The sequence below is a fragment of the Paractinoplanes atraurantiacus genome (genome assembly GCF_900215205.1).
GTDB classification, from domain to species: Bacteria; Actinomycetota; Actinomycetes; order Mycobacteriales; family Micromonosporaceae; genus Actinoplanes; species Actinoplanes atraurantiacus.
On the sequence record NZ_OBDY01000005.1, the window covers coordinates 371,719 to 393,389 of the forward strand.

Genomic DNA, 21,671 nt, shown 5'->3' on the forward strand with positions numbered 1-21,671 from the left:
TAGGAGACCGTGCCAAAAAGCGGGTCGATGATGCTCGGCGCGGCGCTGTTCGCGTTCAGCGCCGGCTGGTTCCTGATCGGGCTGGGCCATGTCTGGGCCCACCCGATCGTGGGCTGGGCGGCGCTGCCGGTCATGGCGGCGCTGGCCGCCCGGTCCTGCCTGCGGGTGGGACGGCGGACCGACCTGACCGGCCCGGCCCGCGCCTTCTGGCGGCGGATCGGGCTGGCCTGCGCCGTGTTCACGGCCGGGCTCGTCAGCAACGCGGTCGACGCCACCACCGGGCCGGACGCGCCGTCCCGCTACGTCAGCCCGCTCACCTCCGTACTGCTGCTCGGCCTGTTGTTCTTCGCCCTGGCCGCGATGTTCCGGCTCACCTCGTGGCACCGCACACGCCCGGAATGGTTCCGGTTCGGCGTCGACGCGGTCATCGTCCTGATCACCGTGGGCGTGCTCTTCTGGCACTACTCGCTGCGCCACATGTGGGCCGACAGCGACAACGGGTCGTCGGCGCTGCCCTTCGTCGCCGTCGTCCTGCTCGTGCTCATCTCGGCGCTGGCCATGATCAAGCTGTCCTTCGCCGGCTCCGGGCATCTCGACCGGATGTCGCTGAGCATCATCACCGTCGGTGTGGCGCTCGCCGCGGCCAGCGGCAGCCTGGCGCCCCACCTGCGGGACCGCCCCTATCTGTCCGGGACCATGCTGGCCGCCGCCGTGGTCGCGCTGACCGCCCAGCTCGCGGCCGAACGGCAGCGCCGCGCGCCGGCGCCGGGCCCGAAGGACCGCACGTCGGCCCGCCGCTTCACCGTGCTGCCCTACGCGGCCCTCGCGGCCATCGACGTCACCCTGCTCGCCACGGCCGCCACCACCGGCGGCGAGCTGCTCCTGCTGGCCGTCTGCACGGTGGTGCTGGGCGGGCTCGTGGCGTCGCGCCAGGTGTCGGCGCTGCGCGAGAACACCCGGCTGCTCGACACGGTCGACGCCCACCTGCGGCAGCTGCGTGACTATCAGGAGAAGCTCGACCACGAGGTGACCCACGACCCGCTGACCGGCATGCCGAACCGGACCCTGTTCACCTCGGCCCTCGCCGCGGGCGGCTCGTTCCACGTGGCGCTGCTGGACATCGACGACTTCAAGGTGATCAACGACCGGCTCGGCCACAGCACCGGCGACCAGATGCTGCGGACCATCGGGGACCGGCTGTCGGCCGCGATCGGGCCGGGCGACGTGGCGGCCCGGCTCGGCGGCGACGAGTTCACCGTGCTGCTGACCGGCCGGACCCACGACGAGGCCGAAAATCTACTGACGGAACTGCTTGATGTCGTACGCCAACCTCTGGTCGTCGGCCGTTTCGAGATGACCCCGCGGGTCAGCATGGGTGCGACGGCCGCCGTCGACGGCGACACCCCGGAGGAGCTGCTGCGCCGCGGCGACGTGGCGATGTACGCGGCCAAGAGCGCCGGTGGCGACCGCCGAACCTGGTTCGACCCGCTGATGGACGAGCTGGCCGCCACCGAGGCCGTGCTCGGCGCTCAACTGCAGCAGGCGGTCGGCCGGGACGAGCTGTTCATGCTCTACCAGCCCATCGTCGAGCTGCCGGACGGCCGGTTCGCCGGCGTCGAGGCGCTGGTGCGCTGGCGGCACCCCGAGCACGGGCTGGTCTCGCCGGGCGTCTTCATCCCGCTGGCCGAGCGCACCGGCTCCATCGTCGAGGTCGGCCGGTGGGTGCTGGAACAGGTGGTGCGGCAGGCGGCGGCCTGGCAACGGGAGTACGGCGAGCGCGCGCCGGCCAAGGTGAGCTTCAACATCTCGGCCCGCCAGCTCCAGGAGCCGGGCTTCGCCGGGGAGGTGGCGGCGCTGCTGGCCCGCGAAGGTGTGGACCCGGCCCGGCTGGTGGCCGAGGTGACCGAGACGGCGGTGCTCGGCACCGGGACCGCGCTGGACACGGTGAAGGCACTCAACGCCCTCGGGCTGCGGATCGCGCTGGACGACTTCGGCACCGGGGCGTCGTCGCTGAGCCTGCTGGTCGACTGCCCCGCACAGATCCTCAAGGTCGACAAATCGTTCGTCGACGGGGTGACCACGGCCAGCCCGCAGGCGGTGATCGTGGACAACCTCATCCGGATCACCGGGGGCCTGCGGCTCGAGGCCGTGGCCGAGGGCGTCGAGACGGCCGAGCAGGCGGCTCGGCTGCACCAGCTCGGCTACCGGCTGGCGCAGGGCTTCCACTTCGCCCGGCCGATGCCGGGCGAGGACGTGGCCCTGCTCTTCGAGACGGCCGAGGTCAGCCGCTCTGTTTCATAGCGCCGCCGGGTTACATTGCCGAGCGAGATGACTCTGATCGACCTCGGCGACACCACCGAGGCGGCGCCGCCGGCGGCCGCCCCGGTGAACCTGTCGCGCCTACGGCGGCTGGTGCTGGCCGGATTGTCCGTGCTGGGCGTGCTGGTGGCGGGTGCGTCGGCGGCGCCCACGCCGTCGCCGGTGCGGACGCTCTGGACGACGGCGTTCCGGTCGGGCGACACCATGGCGGTGGACGACGGGACGGTCTACGTGCATCGCGGCGACGACTCCGGTCCGACCGCGGTGACCGCCTACGACCTGGCCACCGGCCGGTCCCGGTGGTCGGGGCCGGCCGGCGCCGGTCCGGCCGACCGCAGCGTCAACCCGGTCGGTGACGTGCTGCTGGTGCCCACCTCGTTGTTCGCGCCGGGAACAACCACGGCGGGCCCGGGTGTGATCGTGCTCGACGCGGCCACCGGCGCGGAGCTCTGGCGGTCGTACGGCGATGCCGTGCCCTCGGCGGCAACCGGCGACGTGCTGCTCGCCGAGACCGGTCAGAACGGCATCACCACGGCGCTGCGCCTGGTCCGGCTGCGCGACGGGCACGAGGTGTGGAGACACTCGGTCCCGCCGGCCGAGGAATGGACGACGGTCACCGAGAACGGCCGGCCGTCGGCGATCGTCGCCGTGACCGGCCAGGGCGACGCCACCGTCTACCGCTACGCGGACGGCACGGTGCTGCACCGCGACCGGATCCCCTGGAACGGCGTGTACTCGGCCGGCCTCGCCCCCGCCGGCCCGCACCTGATCGTGGTCCGGACGGCCTCCGCACAGACCGTGGCCACCGTCTACAGTCCGGGCGACCTGCGGCCGCTCTGGCGGACCGGCGAGCTGATCGGCTCGGTCGCCGGATGCGGCCCGCTGATCTGCGCGGCCGGCGTCCGCGGCGTGGCCGCCTACGACGCCGGCACCGGCCGGGAGATCTGGCGGCGCGACGACGTGAACTACGCCTGGGACCTCGGCGCCGGGCGCCTGCTGCTCTCGGCCGACGACGTCACCTCGATGGTGCTGGCCGACACCGCCACGGGCCGGACCATCGGCGGGCCGTACGACGCGCGAACCTCGTTGCTGAGCGGCGCGACCGGCTCGATGCTCCTGCTGCGCGCGGCCGCGACACCGGACGGCCGGACCGCTGTGGCCCGGCTCGACCTGGCCACCGGGCGGCAGACCGTGCTCGGCACCGTCGTCCTGCCCGCCGCCGACGACTGCCGCGGAGCGCCCGGCCACCTGCTCTGCACGAGCGCGAACACTTTGACGGTCACCGCGGTCGGCTTACCCTCCTGAGAGGAGGTGGGCGACTGATGGTCATCTATCAGTTCCACTGTGAACGCCACGGACCGGCCGACATCGAGGCGCCGCTCGGGCAGGCGCCGGAAAAACACCCCTGCCCCGAGTGCGGCGACGATTGCCGGCGTGTCTGGTCGGCCGCGCTTCTCGGTCGGCGCGTCCAGGCCGCGTACAAACGGGAAATTGACCGAATCGAGCGAACAAGGGCGGAACCCACTGTCGTCAACCGGTTGCCGTAGGAGGCTCGCATGCCGGAACTAGTGTTTCCCCTCGACTCCACCAAGCGATTCACCGATCAGGCGCTGATCGGGCACAACCGCTGGCATCCCGAGATTCCCGCCGCCGTCCGGGTCAGGCCGGGCGACAGCTTCCGCGTCCACTGCCGCGAATGGTTCGACGGCGCCATCCACAACGACGACTCGGCCGACGACATCAGGGACGCGCCATTGTCGACGGTGCATGTGCTGAGCGGCCCGATAGCGGTCGAGGGAGCCGAGCCGGGCGACCTGTTGGTGGTCGACATTCTCGACGTGGGCCCGATCCCGCAGGAGGATTCGGGGCCGCTGGCCGGCCAGGGCTGGGGCTATACCGGAATCTTCGCCACCCAGAACGGCGGCGGATTCCTGACCGAGCAGTTCCCCGACGCGTACAAGGTAATTTGGGATTTCGCCGGGCAGACCGCGACCTCGCGCCACATTCCGAACGTCTCCTTCACCGGCATCGTGCATCCGGGATTGATGGGTACGGCCCCATCGGCCGGCCTGCTCCAGAAATGGAACCAGCGCGAAGGCGCGCTGATAGCCACCGACCCCAACCGGGTGCCGCCGCTGGCACTGCCCCCGGAACCGAACGACGCCGTGCTGGGCAGCCTCCCGAGCAGCGAATACGCGCGGGTGGCGGCCGAGGCGGCGAGGACCGCCCCGCCGCGGGAGAACGGCGGCAACCAGGACATCAAAAACTTCTCGAAAGGCACGCGCGTCTTCTACCCGGTCTTCGTCCCCGGCGCGAACCTTTCGGTCGGCGACCTGCACTTCTCCCAAGGCGACGGCGAGATAACGTTCTGCGGCGCGATCGAGATGGGCGGCTTCATCGATCTGCGGGTCGAGGTGCTGAAAAACGGCATGACGACGTACGGGGTCACGGAGAACGCGATTTTCATGCCGGGCAACGTGGAACCGCGCTACAGCGAATGGCTGGCCTTCTCCGGCACATCGGTGACGCTGGACGGCGAACAGCGCTACCTGGACTCGCACCTGTCGTACCAGAGGGCCTGCCTGCACGCGATCGATTATTTGACGACGTTCGGCTACACCCCCGAACAGGCCTACATGATTTTGGGCGCCGCCCCGATCGAGGGCCGCCTGTCCGGCGTCGTGGACATCCCGAACGCGTGCGCCACGGTCTACCTGCCCACCGCCATCTTCGACTTCGACATCCGCCCGTCCGCCAACGGCCCGGCCCGCATCAACCCGGGCCAGGGCGTCCCGCGCTCCTCGTTCTGATTCTCAGCGGCAGTCCGAGATCCGGCAGCCGGAAGCGGTCAGCCGCCCTATCGTGACGCCACACCACGGGGAAGGGGAACCACCATGACCATGCCGTCGCTGTTCCTGAGACTGGCTGTCCTGGCCGCGGTCATCGCGCTCGTCGCGCTGTACCTCCTGGCCGATCCCACCGCCGATCCCGCAATGGCAACAAAAATCTACGTCGGCTGAGATCCCGCCCGCCGGGGCGTGCCTTCACTTCCCGGCGGGCGGCGCCTCGTCATGGAGCGAGTGCGGGCCAGATCGTGTAGGTGGTGCTGTCGTGGGGTCGCCCTCGCCCTCCCATTTGTGCAGGCGGGCGCCGTTGGTGAACTTCATCTTGTAGTAGCTGTAGTCCATGCTGCCGTCGTCGCCGCGCAGTTGGTCCCCGGAGTCGAAGTCGACGCCGGTGTAGGCCTTCGCCTGGGCCAGGCCCAGGTTGAACGACCCGCTCCGCTCGACGGTGTCACCCGTCGTGGCGTCGGTGACCACGATCGTCGAGTCCACGGCCGGATCGGCGGTGAGGGTGACGACGTTCTTGTCGATGACCTCGTCGAACTTGCCGTTCATGGCGACGCGCACCTTGTGCCCCGACGCGAAGCGGAAGACGGACGCCTTCGTCCGGCCGCCGAGCTGCTGTCGCACCACGAGGAAGGTGGAGTTCGCCCTCCTCAGGCTTTCCTTCCGCAGTTGAGCACCTTGATCACCACCGGCGCGAACGGACTCTGCAGCGCGGCGTCAACACTGCCGTTGCCCTCCGCGGACATACAGGCCGACGTGCCGCCTCCCAGCGCGACGGCGGTCACCACACCCACGATCCGCCTCACCAAGTGATTCACGACCGCCACTATCACACCGCGGGCGAACGCCCCCCATCCCTTGAGCAGGCCTCCACCGAGGGCTCCTCGACCAGCACGAGAACCCGATCAACCGACCCGATCTGCGTCGGCCGCCCGGTCAGCGGCCGGTTGGCCGCGGAACGGCCACCACCGTGACGAGCTGATCGAGTCCGACGAAGTCGCCAGGATTGGTGGTGTAGAGCGGAAGCCGGTGAGCGGCCGCAACGGAAGCGATCATCAAGTCCGCGACACGCCGACGAGGCGTCCGCCCGACGGCCAGGACGGCGGCACACACCAGGCCGTAGGTCCGGGCCGCCTCGGCATCGAAGGGCAGCGGGTCGAAAGTCGCCTCGGTGTGCTGAAGGACGCTGGTCCGCCTGGCTCGCCGGGATCGTCGGCGTGATGTGGACCGGCGGACAACTCGGCCAGAGTCACTGCGCTGGGGACGTCCGGTCGGCTAACTGGGCGGGATCAAGTGTCGATCCCGCCGCACGTGGCATCACCACTCACGGTCGGACGGATCCTGTTCGACGGCGGCGTCAAGGTCAGCGCGCAGCCGGTCACGGTCGACGACCGCAGTGGCTGCGAACGTTGCCATCACTTGCTCACGGGGCACGTAGGTTGGCCGCCGAAGCGGGATCAGGCGAACGATCGGAGTTCCGTTTCGCGTGATCGTGTAGGACTCGCCTCGCTCGAGCCCGCGCATGACCGCGCCGGAGTCGTTACGAAGATCGCGCTGAGTGATCTCGTGGCGCATCGGATCAGCCATAAGGCAGCTTAGCTATACGTGCTGCGCCGGCGTTCGTTGATTTCCCAGGTCATTACGTAGGAGCGGATGGTCTGGGCGGTCTGCTCCTCCGTGGTGAACGTGAGGACGATGTGCTGGCCCGGGTCGCCGTGTGGGGCGTTGCGGACCGTCAGGATCGTGCCGTTCACGGTCAGGCTGTGTGCGCCGGGCAGGTTCATCGCGGCGTGCAGGTGTGCGCCGGGGGTCAGCGGGGCCGGCTCGTCGATCCAGCAGCGCAGGCCGCCCTCGCTGATGTCGAGCAGGGCCGCCTGCATCTCGTGGTCGTCGGCGGTCAGGTGGACGGCGGCGCCGCCTCCGCCCCGGACGTATTCGCGGCGGTTGCTGTGGTGTGCGGGGGCGGCCGCGGTCAGGGTCCAGCGGTGCGGGGCCTCGCCGGAGACCGCCACCACGCGGCTGGGCAGCACGATCCGGGAGCGCGGGGACGCCCAGAAGACGTCGAACTGACCGTCCGGAATGCCCGCCGTCTGGCCGGCCACCTCGAGCGGGGCGGTGACCGTGAACGTGTCGCCGTCGGCCGCGACCAGGCGGGAGCGGGCGTTCGCTCCCCCGCCCAGGGCGAGGAACATCGGCGTGCCGACGGCGGGCATCTCGGTGGTGGTGGAGGCCGAAGCGATCATGGCCCTTGGATCGGCCGGGGGTGCGGGGACCTGAGCTTTTCGGTTGCCAATCGGGTGTGATCTGTCAGGGCAGCCCGACCGTGATCTTCCATTCCTTCAGTTCGCGGTCCTTGGTGACCCCATGCCGGGTGTACGGGTCCTGGTCGACCAGCGCCTGCGCCGCCTCCAGGTCGGGGGCGTCGAGCACGATGATGCCGCCGCTCAGGTCGGCCAGCGGCCCGGCCAGCAGGAGCGAGCCCGAAGCCTGGAGCTTGGCCAGGTGTTCCAGATGCTCCGGGCGGCGCTCGGCGCGCGATGGGGTGTCGTTGTATCCGTACGTGAGAATGAAGTGGCTCATGGCTCTTTCCTTTCGGGGAGGCCGTAGACCCGGCGGGCCGTACGGGAGAAGACGTCCGCCTGCTCGTCGTCAGTGCGGTGGGCGAGGGCCTGCTTCCAGGCTTCGGTCAGCTCGGCGGCGGTGGTCCACAGGGTTTCGACCGGCAGGTTCGTGCCGAACATGGCCCGGTCCGAGCCGAACAGGTCGAGCACCTCGTCGGTCACCAGCCGCAGCAGGGCCGGGTCGACGCGGTGGACGAAGGTGCCCTGGCCGGTCAGCTTGACCACCACGTTCGGCAGTGCGGCCAGCGACCGCAGGCCGGTGCGCCACTCGGCGACCACGGCCGGATCGGTGTGGTCGGTGAGCATCCCGGCGTGGACCAGCACGAACGTCACGCCCGGGTGGTCGGCGACGAGGGCGGCCGCGTCGTGCATCTGCCCCGAGAAGACCTGGAGCTCGAACAGCCAGCCCAGCTCCGGCAGGGCGGCGATGTTCGAGCGGAACACCGGGTCCTTCATCCGGTCGGGGGCGTCGGCGAAGCGGAACTCCGGGCGCTCGTGCCAGTGCAACTGGAGGCGGGTGCCGACCACGAGCGGGCTGATCGACTGTTGCGTGCGCATGACCTCGACCGCGTCCTCGGCGAACAGGTCGGCGCAGCCGACGACGGCCATCGGCCAGCCGGAGCGCTCGTGCACCCCGGCGATCCAGTGGATCTCGTCGACGACCTTGTCCATGGGCCAGTTCGGCTGGACGTAGACCGAGGAGCTGATGCCGGCCGAGATCGCGTCGTTGCGGTACTCCTCGATGAGGTAGTCGCGCCGGATCGGCTCGTACGGCCCGAAGATCCTCGGGACCATCGGTCCGGACAGCCACGGCATGTCGGCCTGGCGCCAGACGTGGTGGTGCGAGTCGACGATGTCACCCGTATACATGGGCAAACCCTTCTCGTACGGCGGTGAGCGCGGTCGCGAGGTCACGGACCCCGGTCAGCGAGTCGAGGTCGGCCCGCACCGCGGCCATGGCCCGGGTCAGCGGCCGATAGGCGGGGTCGCAGGCCAGCGGCGACCACCAGCTCAGCCGGTGGGCGAGCCGCGAGAGGCGGCCGGTGGCCGCGGTCATGGCCGTGCAGTCGCCTCGTTCGAGGCCGTCGGAGAGGACCAGCACGAGCGCGCCGCGGGCCATGGTCACGTAGTGCGCGTTGCCCAGGAACGTCTGCAGGCTCTCGCCGATCTGCGTTCCGCCCTCGGCGTCCAGCACGACCTCGGCCAGCCCGGCGAGCGCGGCATCGACCGAGGGCACGCGCAGCGCCGCGGTCACCCGGGTGAGGCGCGTGCCGAAGGTGAAGACCTCGGCCCGGGGGCAGGTGGCGACGACCGCGTGCGCGAAGCGGAGGTAGTCGGCGCTGTACTGCTTCATCGAGCCGGACACGTCGACGAGCACCAGCACGCGCCGTTCCTCAGGCGGCCGGTGACGCCAGTGCAACCGCATGACCTCGCCGTAGGTGCGCCGCGAATCGTGGTAGGTGGAGCGCAGATCGACGCGCCGGCGGCGGCCGCCGGGCTGACTCCGCCGAGAGCGGGTGGTGGGCACCGCCCGGGGCAACGATCGGCGGATCTGGTGCAGGAGCTCGAAGGCATCGGGCTCGGTGGCCGGGAACCGGACGGTCGACTCCGGGCTGATCCGGCCGGCCGCGAGCCCTTCGCTGCCACCCTGTTCGAGCACGAGGTCGCCGGCCTCGCGGGAGCCGGGGACACCTGTCGGTTCCTCGCCGATCTCAGGAAAGCCTTCCATGATCATTTTCGAAAACGAGGAGGAGAACACCTCGTCGTAGATCCGCAGCTCGGCCTCGGACGTGACGAGCGTCGTCGCGCCGGCCCAGTAGAACTGCGACGGCATCAACTCGACGGCGGCGAAGAAGTCCCGCTGTTTGTCGACCGGCACGGCGAGCCCCCGCGACCGCAGCTCGCGGAGGAAGGCGAACAGGACGTCAACGGGCGTCATCGGTGAAGACCTCGCCGGCGTGCGCGGTGATCAGGGCGACGTCCTCCTCGTTCTTCAGCACGAGCCCGAGCGACGCGCGCAGGGCGTCGACCGGCGACGCGCCCTCGGCCGTCAGCGCGAGCGAGCCCTGCGCCCACGCGATCGACTCGGCGATGCCGGGCCGTTTCAGCGGCCCCAGCGACCGGATGACGTTGACCGAGCGCACCAGCCGGGCCGCCGCCCGCGCGCTGAGCCCGGGCGCCTGGGCCTCGACGATCGTTCGCTCGCGTTCCGGATCGGGAAACGGGATCCAGTGATAGAGGCAGCGTCTTTTCAGGGCGTCGTGCAATTCCCGCGTCCGATTGGAGGTGAGCACGACGAGCGGCGGAACGGCGGCGGTGACGGTGCCGATCTCCGGGATGGTGATCTGAAAACCGTCGAGGAATTCCAGGAGGAACGCCTCGAACTCGCTGTCGGCCCGGTCGATCTCATCGAGGAGGAGCACGGCGCCCGTACGGCTGCGCAGCGCCCTCAACAGCGGCCGTTCGAGGAGGAACTCGCTCGCGTACAGATCGGCTACCGGTGTGCCCTGAACCTCGGCCGCGCGCAGGCTCAGAAGCTGTTTCGGATAATCCCACTCGTAGAGCACCTGCGACACGTCGATGCCCTCGTAGCACTGCAACCGGATCAGCTCACGCCCGAGCGCGCCGGCCAGCACGTGCGAGATCTGCGTCTTTCCGACCCCGGGCTCCCCCTCCAGAAGCAAAGGCTTTTCCAGAGCGATGGCCAGCCGTACGGCGGTGAGCAGCCCCTCGTCGGCGAAATACTTCCGCTCCGCCAGTTGCCGGCTGAGGGCGTCACGATCCGGCGTCATGCGCGCAGCGCGTCGAGCCCGCGCAGAATCGACTCCGGCGTGAACGGCATCGTGGTCAGGCGCACGCCGCAGGCGTCGAAGATGGCGTTCGCGATGGCCGGGATCGGGGCGTTGGCCGTCATCTCGCCGATGCCCTTCGCGCCGAACGGCCCGTTCGAGGCCGGCCTTTCCAGAATCACACTCGTCTGTACGGGGATCTCGCCCGGCCCGGGCATCAGATATTCGTTGAAATCGATCGGACCATGGTCGCGGGAGGCCGGATAATACGGCTCGGTCGACTCGAAGACGGCGTGCGAGACACCCATCCACGCGCCGCCCTCGACCTGCTGGGTGGCCATCGCCGGATTGAGAGCACGGCCGATCTCGTACGCGTTGTGCAGGCTCAGCACGGTGACCACGCCGGTCTCGTCGTCCACCTCGACCTCGGCCACGCTGCACGCGTGGGCCTGGCACGAGTCCGGGTCCATCTCGCCGGTCTCGGGCACCGGATAGTTGCGCTCCTTGAGGAAGATGCCCCGCCCGGAGATCGTCCGGCCCTGCTTGAAGTGGGCGGCCAGCGCCACGTCCGAGATGTGGATCTTCGTTTCGGGGCTGCCCTTGAGCCGGACGAAGCCGGTGCCGTCGGTCTCCAGGTCGCCCGCGTCGACCTCCAGCTCGTCCCCCGCCACCTGCAACATCACGTCGCGGGCCTCGCGGGCGGCCATGATGACCGCGTTGCCGACGCGGTGGGTGCCGCGGCTGGCGAAGGTGCCCATGCAATGCGGCCCGGTGTCGGTGTCGGCGGTGTCGATGATGATGTTCTCCATCGGCATGCCCAGGGTCTCGGCCGCGCACTGGGCCACCACGGTCTTGAGCCCCTGCCCGAGGTCGACCGACGACAGGCTCACCACGAAACCGCCCATGGTGGTGGCGTGAATCAGCGCCTGGGACGGGTCACCGCCGAGGTTCATGCCGGTCGGGTAATTGACGGAGGCGTACCCCCGCCCGTACAGAAGCGTCATTTTCATGCCTCTCTCGGGGTGGAAGAGGACAGGACGCGGAACTCGTCGGGAAGCTCGTGACCGACCAGCGCCGCCGCCCGCTGAATGACCTCGATGAGGGCGGTTCCCTCGGCCACCTTCCGATGGGCCTTCATGTCGCCGTCGCGATAGGCGTTGATGAGCCGGAATTGCAGCGGGTCGATGTCGAGCGCCCGGGCCAGCCGGTCCATCTGCGACTCGAGGGCGAAATCGGCGATGGTGACGCCGAAGCCGCGCATCGCGCTCGACGGCGTCCGATTGGTGTAGACGCAGTGGCAGTCGGCGTAGACGTTCGGAATCGTGTACGGGCCGGGCAGGTGGGCGCAGGCCTTCGTCGTTCCGTACGGCGAATGGCGTGAATAGGCCCCGGCGTCGACGTAGAGCATCACCTTGCGCGCGACGATGCGGCCGTCGTTCATGACGCCGTCCTTGATGTAGATGCGCTCGGCCGCCCGCGGCGACGAGACCTGCATCTCCTCCTCACGCGTGTAGACGAATTTGACCGGCCGGTTGGTGAGCATGGCCGCGATGCACGCGAGCGGCTCGACCATGACGTCGACCTTTCCGCCGAATCCGCCGCCGACGGTGCCGCCCTTGACCTGAAGGTCGGTGAACGGGCGGTCGAGAATGAGGGCCGTGTTGTCGAGGGTGAAGAACGCGGCCTGCGTATTGCTGTGAATCAGCAGCCGGCCGCTGCTCTGCGGCACGACGATGCAACCGGTGGTCTCGGTCGGCGCGTGCTCGATCGGGGCCGAGCTGTATCGCCATTCGAAGACGTGGTCGGCCTGGGCGAAACCCTGCTCGACGTCGCCGAATCGCAGCCGGCGCGCGTGGTGACCCTCGTACACGAAATAGTTCGTGCCGGCCTGCTTGATGACCGGCGCGCCCTCGGCGAGGGCCTCCTCGACGTCGAGGACCGCGGGCAGCTCGGTGTAGGTCACCTTCACCCGGCGGGCGCCCTCGAGCGCGGCCGCCTCGGAGTCGGCCACCACGGCCACGATCGGCTCGCCCTTGTAGAGGACGCGGTCCTCGGCCAGGACCGGCTCGTCGTTGGGCTCGATGCCGATCAGCCGCAGCACGACGTACCAATTCGAGGGCACGTCGGCGTGGGTGATCACCCGCAGCACGCCGGGCACCCGCAACGCCTCGGAGCAGTCGACGCTGTCGATCCGCGCGTGGTGGTGGGCGGAACGGTGAATCTTGACATGGGCGAGGTCGGGGAAACTCCGGTCCTCGAAGAATTCGGTACGGCCGGTGACGTGCCCGAGCGCGTCGGAGCGCTGCACGGTCTTGCCGATGACGGTGAAGTCCGCGGACTTGCGCTCGTCCTTGAAGTAGTCGGTGTCGATCGGGTTGACCCGCGGCATCAGAGCCTCGCCCGCTCGGCCGCGTCGAGGACGGCGCTGATGATCGGCTCGTAGCCGGTGCACCGGCACACGTTCCCGCTGATCGCCTCGGCCACCTCGTCCCGCGTCGGGTTCGGGTTGCGGTCGAGCAGCGCCTCGGCCGACATGATCATCCCGGGCGTGCAGAACCCGCACTGGGTGGCGAACCCGTCGAGGAAGGCCTGCTGCACGTGGCTGAGCTTGTCGCCGTCGGCCAGCCCTTCGACCGTGGCGACGTCGGACCCGTCGACGGTCACCGCGGGCACCAGGCAGGACACCACGGGTTCGCCGTCGAGCAGGACGGTGCACGAGCCGCAGGCGCCCTGGGCGCAGCCCCGCTTGGCGCCGGTCAGCCCGAGTTGCTCGCGCAGCGCCAGCAGCAGCGTCGTCTCCGGTTTCGCGATGAACGCCTTGCCGACCCCATTGACCTTGAGATTTACGATCTTCACCGGCAGCCTCGTTCTCCTCAGCGGCCGAGCAGCGCTCGCCGCAGGTGGACAGGGAAGACGCGCTTGCGATACCAGGCCGAGGCGTACGCGTCGTCGGCCGGCGTCAGATGGGCGAGTTCCGCCTCCGCGGCGGCGTGCACTGTCTCCTCGGTCAGCGGGCGGCCACTCAGAACCGCCTCGGCGGCGTGGGCCCGGACCACACGGTCGCTGACGCCGCCAAGCGCGATCGTCACCTCGCCGCTCTCATCGTGGATCGTTGCGGCGACGGTGACCAGCGATGCGGAGTTGTAGCGGCGGCGGGCCGCCTTGAGGTATCTGAATGCCCCTTTTTTCGGGATTTTTGCCGTGATAGCCGTGACGAGGCCTGCCTCCGTCAGCGGCAACTCGCTCTCGCTCCGGCCGGCGAGGGTGGCGCGGGCGTTCAGGGCGACCAGGGCCACGGTGAGGTCGCCGTGCGGCTGGCGGGCGAACAGGTTGCCGCCGACCGTGGCCAGGGTGCGCACCGGGACCGAGGCGATCGAGCGCACGACCGGGTGCAGGAGGGCCAGCCGCGGGTCGTGCTCGATCTGGGCCAGCGTCGTCATCGCGCCGATGGTCACCGTGTCGCCGTCGACGTGGACGCCGGCCAGGCCCGCCCGGCGCAGGCTCACCAGCTCGGTCGGCGGTGATGCGTAGTCGTTGAGCCGCGGCATCAAGCTCGTGCCGCCGCCGATGATCGTCGCGCCCGCCGCGACCAGACTCACAGCCGCGGGCACGTCCTCGGGGACATGAACCTCAGTCAACATGCGAGATCCTTTTATCGATATCGATAATCCAACGTAACGATTGATGACTATGCTGGTCAAGAGATCGCGCGACCCTGGGAGGACGAGTTGGCGTCACGGCCGACCTTGAGCGAGGGCATCCGGGACGGCCTGGTCGAGCTGATCGTGTCGGGCCGGATCAAGACCGGCGAGCGCCTGATCGAGACCAAGATCGCGGCCGACTTCGGCACGAGCCAGGCCCCCGTGCGCGAGGCCCTGCGCGAGCTCGAAGGCCTGGGGCTCGTCGAGAGCCGGCCCCGGCGCGGGCGGCATGTCCTCCCGTTCGTCGAGCAGACCATCCGGGAGGCGTACGTCGTCCGCGCCGCCCTGGAAGAAGCGGCGACCCGCCTGGCCATGCTCAACGGCAAGCTGCCCCTGGAGGAGATGCGCGGCGACGTCGACGAGATGTACCGCCACGCCACCGCCGCCGACGTCCACGGCATCGGGCTGGCCAGCGCCCGCTTCCACCGCCGGGTCGTCCTGGCCAGCAGCAACTTCCTGCTCGAGCGGGCCTGGGAGGGCCTGCAGATCGAGGCCCGCACGGCCATCACCCTGGTGGTGACCAACCCCGATCTGCACCACGTGGCCGCCGAGCACGCCGAGCTGCTGGCCGTCCTCGAGTCGGGCGACGTCGAGGCGGCCTGCCTGCACACCCGCTCACACCAGTGGGCGTACGCCGACCTCCCCCACGACATGCACGGCGCCGCCCGCGCCCTGCGCTTCCCCTCGTCACATGCGGGCTCGGAGGACGTCGACCTCGCAACCGGGCGCGAACGGGTCGAAGCCGTGCCCGGCCAGCCAGCGGACCGCGAGCAGGCTCCGTAACGACCACCACGCGCGGACCACGTCGAGGTCGACGCCGCCGCCGTAGCCGGCGATGACGTCGCCGAGGCGCTGCTCGTTCCCGAGAGTGAAGGTGGCGAGGTCGTACAGGGCGTCGCCCCGGCCCGCCTCGGACCAGTCGATGATGCCGGTGACCTCGTCGCCGTCGACGAAGACGTGCGCCAGGTGCAGGTCGCCGTGCGTGAAAGCCGGGCTCCAGGGCCGGAGCGCGGCCTCGGCGACCTCACGGTTGCGGGTCACCAGCTCGGCCGGCAGAAGCCCGTCCGCCACGAGCGCCTCGCACTCTTCGTCGAGCAGAGCCGTCAGCGTGGCGACGCTGCGCCCGGCCTGCCCGGTCCGCTCCGGCAGCGGCGCGTCGTGCAGCTTCCGGATGGCGGCACCGGCGGCGGCCCACGCCGCGGACGACCCGGCCGCCGGCCCGCCGAGGCGCCCCAGAGTCGTACCCCGAACCGCGGCCAGCGCGAGCACGGGCGGCCGGCACCACAACACCTCCGGCGTCGGCACCGGCGCGAGCGCCATCGCCTCGACCTCAGCGTCGATCCGCCCCTGATCGCTGTCCACCTTCAGAAACACGTCGCCGACACGCAGGGTCACGCGCTCGGAGTGTGCGATGACGACCTCGACCTCATCCATGACCGGCCACCCAGTCGCGCGGGGTCAGGAACCGTTCGCGCATCTGGGCCTCGGGGCTGCTCGGCTCGGGCTGGACGTCGAACGCCCAGCCCGCCAGCGGTGGCAGGGACATGAGGATGGCCTCGATGTTGCCGCCGGTCTGCAGGCCGAACTTGGTGCCGCGGTCGTAGACCAGGTTGAACTCCACGTAGCGGCCGCGGCGGTACAGCTGCCACTGCCGTTCCCGTTCGCCGTACGGCTGGTCCATGCGGCGGCGAACGATCGGTAGATAGGCGGTGGCGAGGGTGCTCACACCCCGTACGACCACATCGAAAGCCCTCTCCCAGCCCTCCGGACCCGCGAGGTGAAGGTCGTCGAAGAAGATGCCGCCGACGCCGCGCGTCTCCCGCCGGTGGGGCAGGTAGAAGTAATCGTCGCAGGCGCGCTTGGCGGCCGGGTAGAAGGCGGGATCGTAGCCGTCGCAGTAGTCCTTGAGCGTCCGGTGGAAGTGCTCGGCGTCCTCGTCGTAGCCGTAGGAGGGGGTGAGGTCGGCGCCGCCGCCGAACCACCAGACGTGGTCGCCCATCTCGAAGTAGCGGAAGTTGGCGTGGAAAGACGGCGCGTGCGGATTGCGCGGATGCACCACGATCGACAGGCCGGTCGCGAAATACCCGGCGGACAGATCCACCCCGTGCTGGGCCGCGATCGACGGCGGCGCCTGATCACCGTGCACGGCCGACACGTTGACACCGGCCCGCTCGAAGACCCGGCCGTCCTCGAGGATCCGCGCCTCACCGCCGCCCCCACCGGGCCGGCTCCAGCCGTGCGGCACAAGACGCCCGAGCCCGTCACACTCCTCGAGGGCCGAGCCGAACGCCTCCTGCCCGGCCCGCATCAGCTCGACCACCCGGTCGCGGCGGGCGCTCATCGCCTCACCCCTCGCCACTCAAAGATCGACGATCATCCCGAGCCGAAACCTAGCAACGACCGCCGCTCCGCGCTGTCCCGCAGCGGCGTAATGTCCGGCCGTGCTGTATCCGACGCCGCCCCTGACGGCCGCTGACCGGGCGGTCCTGGCCGCCATCGACGAGCTGCGCGACCAGATCCGGCACGAGGTGCAGACCCGCCCGGGCGCGCCGATGCCCGGGCTCCGTCGCTTCCTGACGGCCGACGTCATCGCCTCGTCGAACTGGATCGAGGGCTTCCGTGTGAACACGGTGGACGCCCGCGACGTGATGGACGGCGAGCGCGACGTCGACGTGTCCGAGGAGAACCGCGAGGAGACCCTCGCCTACCACCGGATGATGGCCTACATGCAGTCGCTGCACGACGTCGCCGACTTCGAATACAGCAAAGGGCTGCTGAACGCACTCCATTGGATGTTGCAAGGACATCGTCCGCGGCCGGCCGGTCAGTGGCGAGCCGGACCGGTTTACGTCATCGACTCCAGCGACCGGAGAGTGCCGGTGTACACGGCCCCGGACACGGCCGACGTCCCCGGGCTGATGACCGAACTGGTCGACTGGCTCAACACCGACGACGACACCCACCCACTGATCCGGGCGGCCATGGCCCACCTGCACCTCGTGTCGATCCATCCGTGGCCGGACGGCAACGGCCGAATGTCGCGGTCGCTGCAGACTCTGATGATCGCCCGAGAAGGCACACTCGCGCCGGAGTTCTCCGCGATCGAGCCGTGGCTCGGGCGCTCGTTCAATACGTGGACGTACTACCAGGAGCTCCAGCATCGCGGCGCGATCTATCGGCCCGATCAGGACGTTAACGGGTGGATTCGGCTCAACCTGACCGCCTATCACCACCAGGCGCAGTTTGTTCTTCGCCGGATCGAACAGGCCGTCGCCGTGTGGGATCGGCTCACCGATTTCGTGGGCGACGCCGGTCTCGTCTCCCCGCTGTACGACGTCGCGATCGACCGCCGGGTCCGCCGTGGGCGGGACAAGCAGGCTCGGCGCGACCTGCGCGATCTGGCCGCCGCCGGGCTGCTCGCACCGGACGGCCGCGCTCGGGTGCGCTACTACACCGAAGGGCCTCGTTTTCCCGAGCCGGTGCTGGAGCTGGCGCGGACGCCGTTCACGCTGGCCGCGCCCTACGCGAAGTGACGTACCGGCTGGCCGGTAGAGCTGATTGCAGGGTGGCGGTGATGCCGGCCGGGCTCGGGAGGACGAGCGTGGGCAGTGACGAATTCCCCCGAAGGGAGCGGTCCCATGACCGATCATGTCCTGCCCGCTGGGCGGCACGTAGCCTGGCGCGACGTCTCCGTGGCGCAACGGGTGCTCAGCGTGCTGACGGCGGCGCTGCTCGGTGTCGACGCCTTCGTGCACCTGCACGACGCCGCCCAGTACGACCAGTTCCGCACGTCCGTGATGAGTGAGGGCACGCTCTTCGAGATCCAGGCCATCGTCGCCATCGTGGTCGCCCTCGCCCTGCTGATCCGGCCGGGCGTGCTCACCTGGGTCCTCTCGCTGCTGGTGGCGGGCAGCGCGGCCGCCGCGGTGACCCTCTACACGTATGTCAACGTGGGCGCCCTCGGCCCGGTGCCCGACCTGTACGAGAACACCTGGCACGCTCCGGGCAAGGCCGGCTCGGCCGTGGCCGAGACGATCGCGGCCCTGCTCTCCATCGCCGGCCTGGTCCTGGCCGTCCGCGCCCGCCGGCGGGCCGCGGTCTCCTAGTGCGCCTCGCCGGTGGCCAGGGCGAGCAGGGTCGGCCGCAGCGGCCGTCCGCTGACCGCGACGAGGTCGCCGGCGATCTGGGCCGACCGGGTGGCGGCCGGGTCCAGCGGAATCTTCCACCGGACGGCGCCGTCGCGGCCGACCGCGACGGCCCGGTCCTCGCCGAACGCGACGAACAGGCGGCTGTCGTCCGAGCAGGCCAGCGCGCGGGTGTGCTCCCGCGCCCCGGACACCGCGTCGACCTGCTGGAAGTCGGCGTCGAAGCAGTCGAGCCGCCCGTCCGGGCCGGCCAGCACCAGCAGTGACGCCGACCAGGCGCAGGCGCTGACCGGCCGGGCCGTGAGGCTGATCCACTCCCCCGGTTGCCGCCGGGGATGCCAGAGCCGCGCCCACCCGCTGTCGGTGATGACGACGACCTCCTCGCCCCGGTAGTGGGCGGCCAGGACGCGGCGGCCGCCGCTCACGTTGACCCGGCCGACGCAGGCGCCGCTGCGGACGTCCCACACCGAGGTGGCGCCGTTGGCGGTCATGCTGAAGACCCACGCGCCGCCGGCCACCCAGCCCACGTGCCGTGGCCTTTCCGGCAGGGCCGCCCAGCTGGCGAACAGCTCCGGCGGGCGGTCGTCGCGCAGCCACCACACGGCGCCCGAGCCGTCGGACGAGGTGGTGGCGAGCATGTCGGTGACGGCCGGGTTCCACGCGGCGGCGACGATGCCCCGGCCCTGCCGGAGCCGCCCGGCCGCCTTGGGGCGCGCGGGATCGGCGGTGTTCCACAGCGTGAGCTCGCCGCTGGGCGCGCTGATGGCGAGACGGCCGGCGTCCGGGCGGAACGCCATCGCCCCGTACGGGGAATTCCTCACTTATGTGTCCCTGGTCTGCTGAGGGGGGCAATTTCTCCGGCGCGTGAATAGATACCAGGGAGTACGCGCCGAACGTGTGCGAACGGGCCTCCGACCAGGCCATTCGCGAATCAAGCCGCCGCCACGGCATTGAACTGTGAACGAGTACACAGACATGCTTCTATATGGATTGGCGAAGTGCAAGAGTTGATTAAGAGCGGCGCCGAGGAGATTTCCATGGCCAAGAAGAGTGAACCGAAACGGCTGGACCGGGAGTTGTACGAGGCCGAGCTGGCCCGGTTGCAGGCCGAGCTGGTCAAAGTGCAGGAGTGGGTGCGGGCCACCGGAGCGCGGGTGGTGGCGCTGTTCGAGGGGCGGGACGCGGCCGGCAAGGGCGGCACGATCAAGCGGGTCACCGAATATCTGAACCCTCGTGTCGCGCGCATCGTCGCGCTGCCGGCCCCCTCGGAGCGGCAGCGCACCCGCTGGTATTTCCAGCGGTACGTCGAGCACCTGCCGTCGGCCGGTGAGATCGTGCTGTTCGACCGCAGCTGGTACAACCGTGCCGGAGTGGAGCGGGTCATGGGCTTCTGCACCAAGCAGGAGTATGTGCGTTTCCTGCACCAGTGCCCGATCTTCGAGCGCCTTCTCGTCGAGGACGGCATCCTGCTGCGCAAGTACTGGTTCTCGGTGAGCGACCACGAGCAGGAGCGCCGGTTCCGGTCCCGGCTGGACGATCCGATGCGCCGGTGGAAACTGTCGCCGATGGACGTCGAGTCGATCAGCCGGTGGGAGGAGTACTCCCGGGCCAAGGACGAGATGTTCGTGCACACGGACATCCCGGAGGCGCCGTGGAACGTCGTCGACGCCGAGGACAAGCGGCGGGCCCGGATCAACATGATCGCGCATCTGATCGCCAGCATCCCGTACACCGAGGTCGAACTGCCGAAGATCAAGCTGCCGCACCGGCCGGAGGGCTCCGGATATCAGCGGTCGCCCCGGGAGCTCCAGACGAGCGTGCCCGACCACGCCGCGACCCTGGGGTAATCATTCTCCGGGGATGATGCGCCGCGCGCGCGGACGGTCACAGGGTGAGAACACCTGGGCTCGTCCTTGGAGGCGCGTGTGAACAGCTTGGGAAAGGGTTCCGCCCGGCGCCGCCTCGCCGCGGCGACGGTCCTCGCCTTGTCGGCCGGCCTGCTGACCGCCTGCGGCGACGACAGCGGCCTGCCGGTCATCACGTGGTACATCAACCCGGACAACGGCGGGCAGGGACGGCTCGCCGAGCGGTGCGCGGCCGAAGCCGGCAACACCTACAAGGTCGACGTCCAGGTGCTGCCGAACGACGCCTCCCAGCAGCGGGAGCAGCTGGTGCGGCGGCTCGCGGCCAAGGACAGCTCGATCGACGTGATGAGCCTCGATCCGCCGTTCGTGGCCGAGTTCGCCAACGCCGAGTTCCTGCGGCCGTTCGACGACGCCGACGCCGCCGCGCTGACGAAAGACGTGCTGAAGGGGCCGCTGCAGACCGCGTACTGGAAAGACCAGCTCGTCGCGGCGCCGTTCTGGGCGAACACGCAGCTGCTCTGGTACCGCAAGTCGGTGGCCCAGGCGGCGGGCGTCGATCCCGCCGCGGCGAACTTCACCTGGGACGAGATGATCCGTACGGCCGAAAGCCAGAAGAAGGTCATCGGCGTGCAGGCCAACCGCTACGAGGGCTACATGGTCTGGATCAACGCGCTGGTCGCGTCGGCCGGCGGGGAGATCATCGGCGACGTCGAGGCCGGCAAGGACGCCAAGCCCGAGATCAACTCACCGGCCGGTGACGACGCGGCCCGGGTCATCGGTGATCTCGCCCGGTCGGCGGCGGCACCGCCGGCCATGTCCACGATGGGCGAGGAGGAGGCGCGATCGGCCTTCCAGAGCGACGCCGGCGGCTTCATGGTCAATTGGCCGTACGTCTACAGTGCCGCCAAGGAGTCGGTGGCCGGCGGCGGCATCACCCAGCAGGTCTTCGACGACATCGCCTGGGCCCGCTACCCGCGGATGGCCGCCGACAAGCCGAGCAAGCCACCGCTGGGCGGCATCAACCTCACCATCGGCGCCTTCTCCAAGCACCCCGAGCAGGCCCTCGACCTGGTGAAGTGCGCGACCTCGCTGCCGAACAACGTCGCCTACATGCTCGACGCCGGCAACCCGGCCGCCCGCGGTCCCGCCTACGACGATCCCAAGGTGCGCGAGGCGTACCCGATGGCCGAGGTGATCCGGCAGTCCATCAACGACGCCGGGCCGCGGCCGATCACCCCGTACTACAACGACGTCTCCACGTCGGTGCAGATCACCTGGCACCCGGCGACCGATGTCACCGCGCCCGCGACCCCGGAGGAGGCGGCCACCTTCATGTCCGACGTCCTGCTGGGCAAGCGACTCCTGTGAGCTGAGAGGGACAT

25 protein-coding genes are annotated in these 21,671 nt (G+C 70.0%); 10 read left to right on the forward strand and 15 right to left on the reverse strand.

Features of this window, described 5'->3' with window-relative positions:
* Positions 1-27 precede the first annotated feature (27 nt).
* The 5 genes from CRP55_RS15785 to CRP55_RS55615 all read left to right on the forward strand — a co-directional run bounded on the left by CRP55_RS15785 (position 28) and on the right by CRP55_RS55615 (position 5,339).
* Entirely contained in the window at positions 28-2,301 is a 2,274-nt protein-coding gene (locus CRP55_RS15785; protein WP_097320661.1) for a putative bifunctional diguanylate cyclase/phosphodiesterase, read from the forward strand.
* A 27-nt stretch (positions 2,302-2,328) separates the two neighbouring features.
* Complete coding sequence (locus tag CRP55_RS15790) at positions 2,329-3,624, forward strand: outer membrane protein assembly factor BamB family protein (protein WP_097320663.1); 1,296 nt, start codon at positions 2,329-2,331, stop codon at positions 3,622-3,624.
* 17 nt (positions 3,625-3,641) lie between these two features.
* Positions 3,642-3,866, forward strand: coding sequence for an FmdB family zinc ribbon protein (locus tag CRP55_RS52115; protein ID WP_143234635.1), 225 nt, complete (start codon positions 3,642-3,644; stop codon positions 3,864-3,866).
* Positions 3,867-3,875: 9 nt separating this feature from the next.
* Positions 3,876-5,129 (forward strand): formamidase, encoded by a 1,254-nt coding sequence (gene fmdA / locus CRP55_RS15795; protein WP_097320665.1) that lies wholly within the window; start codon positions 3,876-3,878, stop codon positions 5,127-5,129.
* An 84-nt stretch (positions 5,130-5,213) separates the two neighbouring features.
* Positions 5,214-5,339: a hypothetical protein gene (locus tag CRP55_RS55615; protein ID WP_281260787.1), complete on the forward strand. Its 126-nt coding sequence runs from the start codon at positions 5,214-5,216 to the stop codon at positions 5,337-5,339.
* A gap of 24 nt (positions 5,340-5,363) precedes the next feature.
* On the opposite strand, the gene CRP55_RS15800 is transcribed toward CRP55_RS55615, so the two are convergent.
* The 12 genes from CRP55_RS15800 to CRP55_RS15855 all read right to left on the reverse strand — a co-directional run bounded on the left by CRP55_RS15800 (position 5,364) and on the right by CRP55_RS15855 (position 14,219).
* Entirely contained in the window at positions 5,364-5,792 is a 429-nt protein-coding gene (locus tag CRP55_RS15800) for a hypothetical protein (RefSeq protein ID WP_179855189.1), read from the reverse strand.
* A 26-nt stretch (positions 5,793-5,818) separates the two neighbouring features.
* A complete protein-coding gene (locus CRP55_RS55620; protein WP_281260788.1) occupies positions 5,819-5,953 on the reverse strand; it encodes a hypothetical protein in 135 nt (44 codons plus the stop codon).
* A 532-nt stretch (positions 5,954-6,485) separates the two neighbouring features.
* Positions 6,486-6,743: a type II toxin-antitoxin system Phd/YefM family antitoxin gene (locus CRP55_RS15810; RefSeq protein ID WP_218854500.1), complete on the reverse strand. Its 258-nt coding sequence runs from the start codon at positions 6,741-6,743 to the stop codon at positions 6,486-6,488.
* Positions 6,744-6,763: 20 nt separating this feature from the next.
* On the reverse strand, positions 6,764-7,411 hold the full coding sequence (locus CRP55_RS15815) for a PilZ domain-containing protein (RefSeq protein ID WP_097320669.1): 648 nt from the start codon (positions 7,409-7,411) through the stop codon (positions 6,764-6,766).
* Positions 7,412-7,475: 64 nt separating this feature from the next.
* Positions 7,476-7,748, reverse strand: a complete 273-nt coding sequence (locus CRP55_RS15820; protein WP_097320671.1) for a YciI family protein — start codon at positions 7,746-7,748, stop codon at positions 7,476-7,478.
* Entirely contained in the window at positions 7,745-8,659 is a 915-nt protein-coding gene (locus CRP55_RS15825) for an amidohydrolase family protein (protein WP_097320673.1), read from the reverse strand. The genes CRP55_RS15820 and CRP55_RS15825 overlap by 4 nt, the downstream gene beginning before the upstream one ends.
* Positions 8,646-9,728, reverse strand: a complete 1,083-nt coding sequence (locus CRP55_RS15830) for a vWA domain-containing protein (RefSeq protein WP_097320674.1) — start codon at positions 9,726-9,728, stop codon at positions 8,646-8,648. Before CRP55_RS15830 ends, CRP55_RS15825 begins: the two co-directional genes overlap by 14 nt.
* Positions 9,715-10,581 carry an AAA family ATPase gene (locus CRP55_RS15835; RefSeq protein WP_097320675.1) on the reverse strand — a complete coding sequence of 289 codons (867 nt, stop codon included), beginning with the start codon at positions 10,579-10,581 and terminating at the stop codon, positions 9,715-9,717. Before CRP55_RS15835 ends, CRP55_RS15830 begins: the two co-directional genes overlap by 14 nt.
* Positions 10,578-11,582: a xanthine dehydrogenase family protein molybdopterin-binding subunit gene (locus tag CRP55_RS55625; protein ID WP_097320677.1), complete on the reverse strand. Its 1,005-nt coding sequence runs from the start codon at positions 11,580-11,582 to the stop codon at positions 10,578-10,580. The genes CRP55_RS15835 and CRP55_RS55625 overlap by 4 nt, the downstream gene beginning before the upstream one ends.
* Positions 11,583-11,584: 2 nt before the next feature.
* Positions 11,585-12,967, reverse strand: coding sequence for a xanthine dehydrogenase family protein molybdopterin-binding subunit (locus tag CRP55_RS55630; protein WP_097320679.1), 1,383 nt, complete (start codon positions 12,965-12,967; stop codon positions 11,585-11,587).
* A complete protein-coding gene (locus tag CRP55_RS15850) occupies positions 12,967-13,434 on the reverse strand; it encodes a (2Fe-2S)-binding protein (protein ID WP_218854503.1) in 468 nt (155 codons plus the stop codon). The genes CRP55_RS55630 and CRP55_RS15850 overlap by 1 nt, the downstream gene beginning before the upstream one ends.
* Before the next feature lie 17 nt (positions 13,435-13,451).
* The gene (locus CRP55_RS15855; protein ID WP_097320682.1) at positions 13,452-14,219 is read right to left on the reverse strand and encodes an FAD binding domain-containing protein; all 768 of its coding nucleotides are present in this window, start codon (positions 14,217-14,219) and stop codon (positions 13,452-13,454) included.
* An 87-nt stretch (positions 14,220-14,306) separates the two neighbouring features.
* Between CRP55_RS15855 and CRP55_RS15860 the strand changes: the two genes are divergently transcribed.
* Positions 14,307-15,062 carry a GntR family transcriptional regulator gene (locus CRP55_RS15860; protein WP_097320683.1) on the forward strand — a complete coding sequence of 252 codons (756 nt, stop codon included), beginning with the start codon at positions 14,307-14,309 and terminating at the stop codon, positions 15,060-15,062.
* Here CRP55_RS15860 and CRP55_RS15865 read toward each other — a convergent pair.
* Positions 14,967-15,713: a phosphotransferase family protein gene (locus tag CRP55_RS15865; RefSeq protein ID WP_097320685.1), complete on the reverse strand. Its 747-nt coding sequence runs from the start codon at positions 15,711-15,713 to the stop codon at positions 14,967-14,969. The genes CRP55_RS15860 and CRP55_RS15865 overlap by 96 nt on opposite strands.
* On the reverse strand, positions 15,706-16,620 hold the full coding sequence (gene hemF, locus CRP55_RS15870; RefSeq protein ID WP_097320687.1) for an oxygen-dependent coproporphyrinogen oxidase: 915 nt from the start codon (positions 16,618-16,620) through the stop codon (positions 15,706-15,708). Before hemF ends, CRP55_RS15865 begins: the two co-directional genes overlap by 8 nt.
* Before the next feature lie 100 nt (positions 16,621-16,720).
* Between hemF and CRP55_RS15875 the strand changes: the two genes are divergently transcribed.
* The gene (locus tag CRP55_RS15875) at positions 16,721-17,812 is read left to right on the forward strand and encodes a Fic family protein (RefSeq protein WP_097320688.1); all 1,092 of its coding nucleotides are present in this window, start codon (positions 16,721-16,723) and stop codon (positions 17,810-17,812) included.
* A gap of 105 nt (positions 17,813-17,917) precedes the next feature.
* Entirely contained in the window at positions 17,918-18,385 is a 468-nt protein-coding gene (locus CRP55_RS15880; protein WP_097320690.1) for a hypothetical protein, read from the forward strand.
* On the opposite strand, the gene CRP55_RS15885 is transcribed toward CRP55_RS15880, so the two are convergent.
* Entirely contained in the window at positions 18,382-19,245 is an 864-nt protein-coding gene (locus CRP55_RS15885) for a WD40 repeat domain-containing protein (protein WP_143234637.1), read from the reverse strand. The two genes, CRP55_RS15880 and CRP55_RS15885, sit on opposite strands and share 4 nt — an antisense overlap.
* Positions 19,246-19,461: 216 nt before the next feature.
* Between CRP55_RS15885 and ppk2 the strand changes: the two genes are divergently transcribed.
* Positions 19,462-20,271 carry a polyphosphate kinase 2 gene (gene ppk2, locus CRP55_RS15890; RefSeq protein WP_097320694.1) on the forward strand — a complete coding sequence of 270 codons (810 nt, stop codon included), beginning with the start codon at positions 19,462-19,464 and terminating at the stop codon, positions 20,269-20,271.
* 78 nt (positions 20,272-20,349) lie between these two features.
* Positions 20,350-21,657 carry an extracellular solute-binding protein gene (locus CRP55_RS15895; protein WP_097320695.1) on the forward strand — a complete coding sequence of 436 codons (1,308 nt, stop codon included), beginning with the start codon at positions 20,350-20,352 and terminating at the stop codon, positions 21,655-21,657.
* Positions 21,658-21,671: the final 14 nt, after the last annotated feature.

Bases quoted from the DNA above. Each gene is read 5' to 3' on its own strand.
- CRP55_RS15880 (WP_097320690.1), top strand. From the start codon at position 17,918: ATGACCGATCATGTCCTGCCCGCTGGGCGGCACGTAGCCTGGCGCGAC.
- CRP55_RS52115 (WP_143234635.1), top strand. From the start codon at position 3,642: ATGGTCATCTATCAGTTCCACTGTGAACGCCACGGACCGGCCGACATC.
- CRP55_RS15825 (WP_097320673.1), bottom strand. From the start codon at position 8,659: ATGTATACGGGTGACATCGTCGACTCGCACCACCACGTCTGGCGCCAG.
- CRP55_RS15790 (WP_097320663.1), top strand. From the start codon at position 2,329: ATGACTCTGATCGACCTCGGCGACACCACCGAGGCGGCGCCGCCGGCG.
- CRP55_RS55625 (WP_097320677.1), bottom strand. From the start codon at position 11,582: ATGACGCTTCTGTACGGGCGGGGGTACGCCTCCGTCAATTACCCGACC.
- ppk2 (WP_097320694.1), top strand. From the start codon at position 19,462: ATGGCCAAGAAGAGTGAACCGAAACGGCTGGACCGGGAGTTGTACGAG.
- CRP55_RS15835 (WP_097320675.1), bottom strand. From the start codon at position 10,581: ATGACGCCGGATCGTGACGCCCTCAGCCGGCAACTGGCGGAGCGGAAG.
- CRP55_RS15815 (WP_097320669.1), bottom strand. From the start codon at position 7,411: ATGATCGCTTCGGCCTCCACCACCACCGAGATGCCCGCCGTCGGCACG.
- CRP55_RS15830 (WP_097320674.1), bottom strand. From the start codon at position 9,728: ATGACGCCCGTTGACGTCCTGTTCGCCTTCCTCCGCGAGCTGCGGTCG.
- CRP55_RS15865 (WP_097320685.1), bottom strand. From the start codon at position 15,713: ATGGATGAGGTCGAGGTCGTCATCGCACACTCCGAGCGCGTGACCCTG.
- hemF (WP_097320687.1), bottom strand. From the start codon at position 16,620: ATGAGCGCCCGCCGCGACCGGGTGGTCGAGCTGATGCGGGCCGGGCAG.
- CRP55_RS55630 (WP_097320679.1), bottom strand. From the start codon at position 12,967: ATGCCGCGGGTCAACCCGATCGACACCGACTACTTCAAGGACGAGCGC.
- CRP55_RS15820 (WP_097320671.1), bottom strand. From the start codon at position 7,748: ATGAGCCACTTCATTCTCACGTACGGATACAACGACACCCCATCGCGC.
- CRP55_RS15855 (WP_097320682.1), bottom strand. From the start codon at position 14,219: ATGTTGACTGAGGTTCATGTCCCCGAGGACGTGCCCGCGGCTGTGAGT.
- CRP55_RS15785 (WP_097320661.1), top strand. From the start codon at position 28: ATGATGCTCGGCGCGGCGCTGTTCGCGTTCAGCGCCGGCTGGTTCCTG.
- CRP55_RS15810 (WP_218854500.1), bottom strand. From the start codon at position 6,743: ATGCGCCACGAGATCACTCAGCGCGATCTTCGTAACGACTCCGGCGCG.
- CRP55_RS55615 (WP_281260787.1), top strand. From the start codon at position 5,214: ATGACCATGCCGTCGCTGTTCCTGAGACTGGCTGTCCTGGCCGCGGTC.
- fmdA (WP_097320665.1), top strand. From the start codon at position 3,876: ATGCCGGAACTAGTGTTTCCCCTCGACTCCACCAAGCGATTCACCGAT.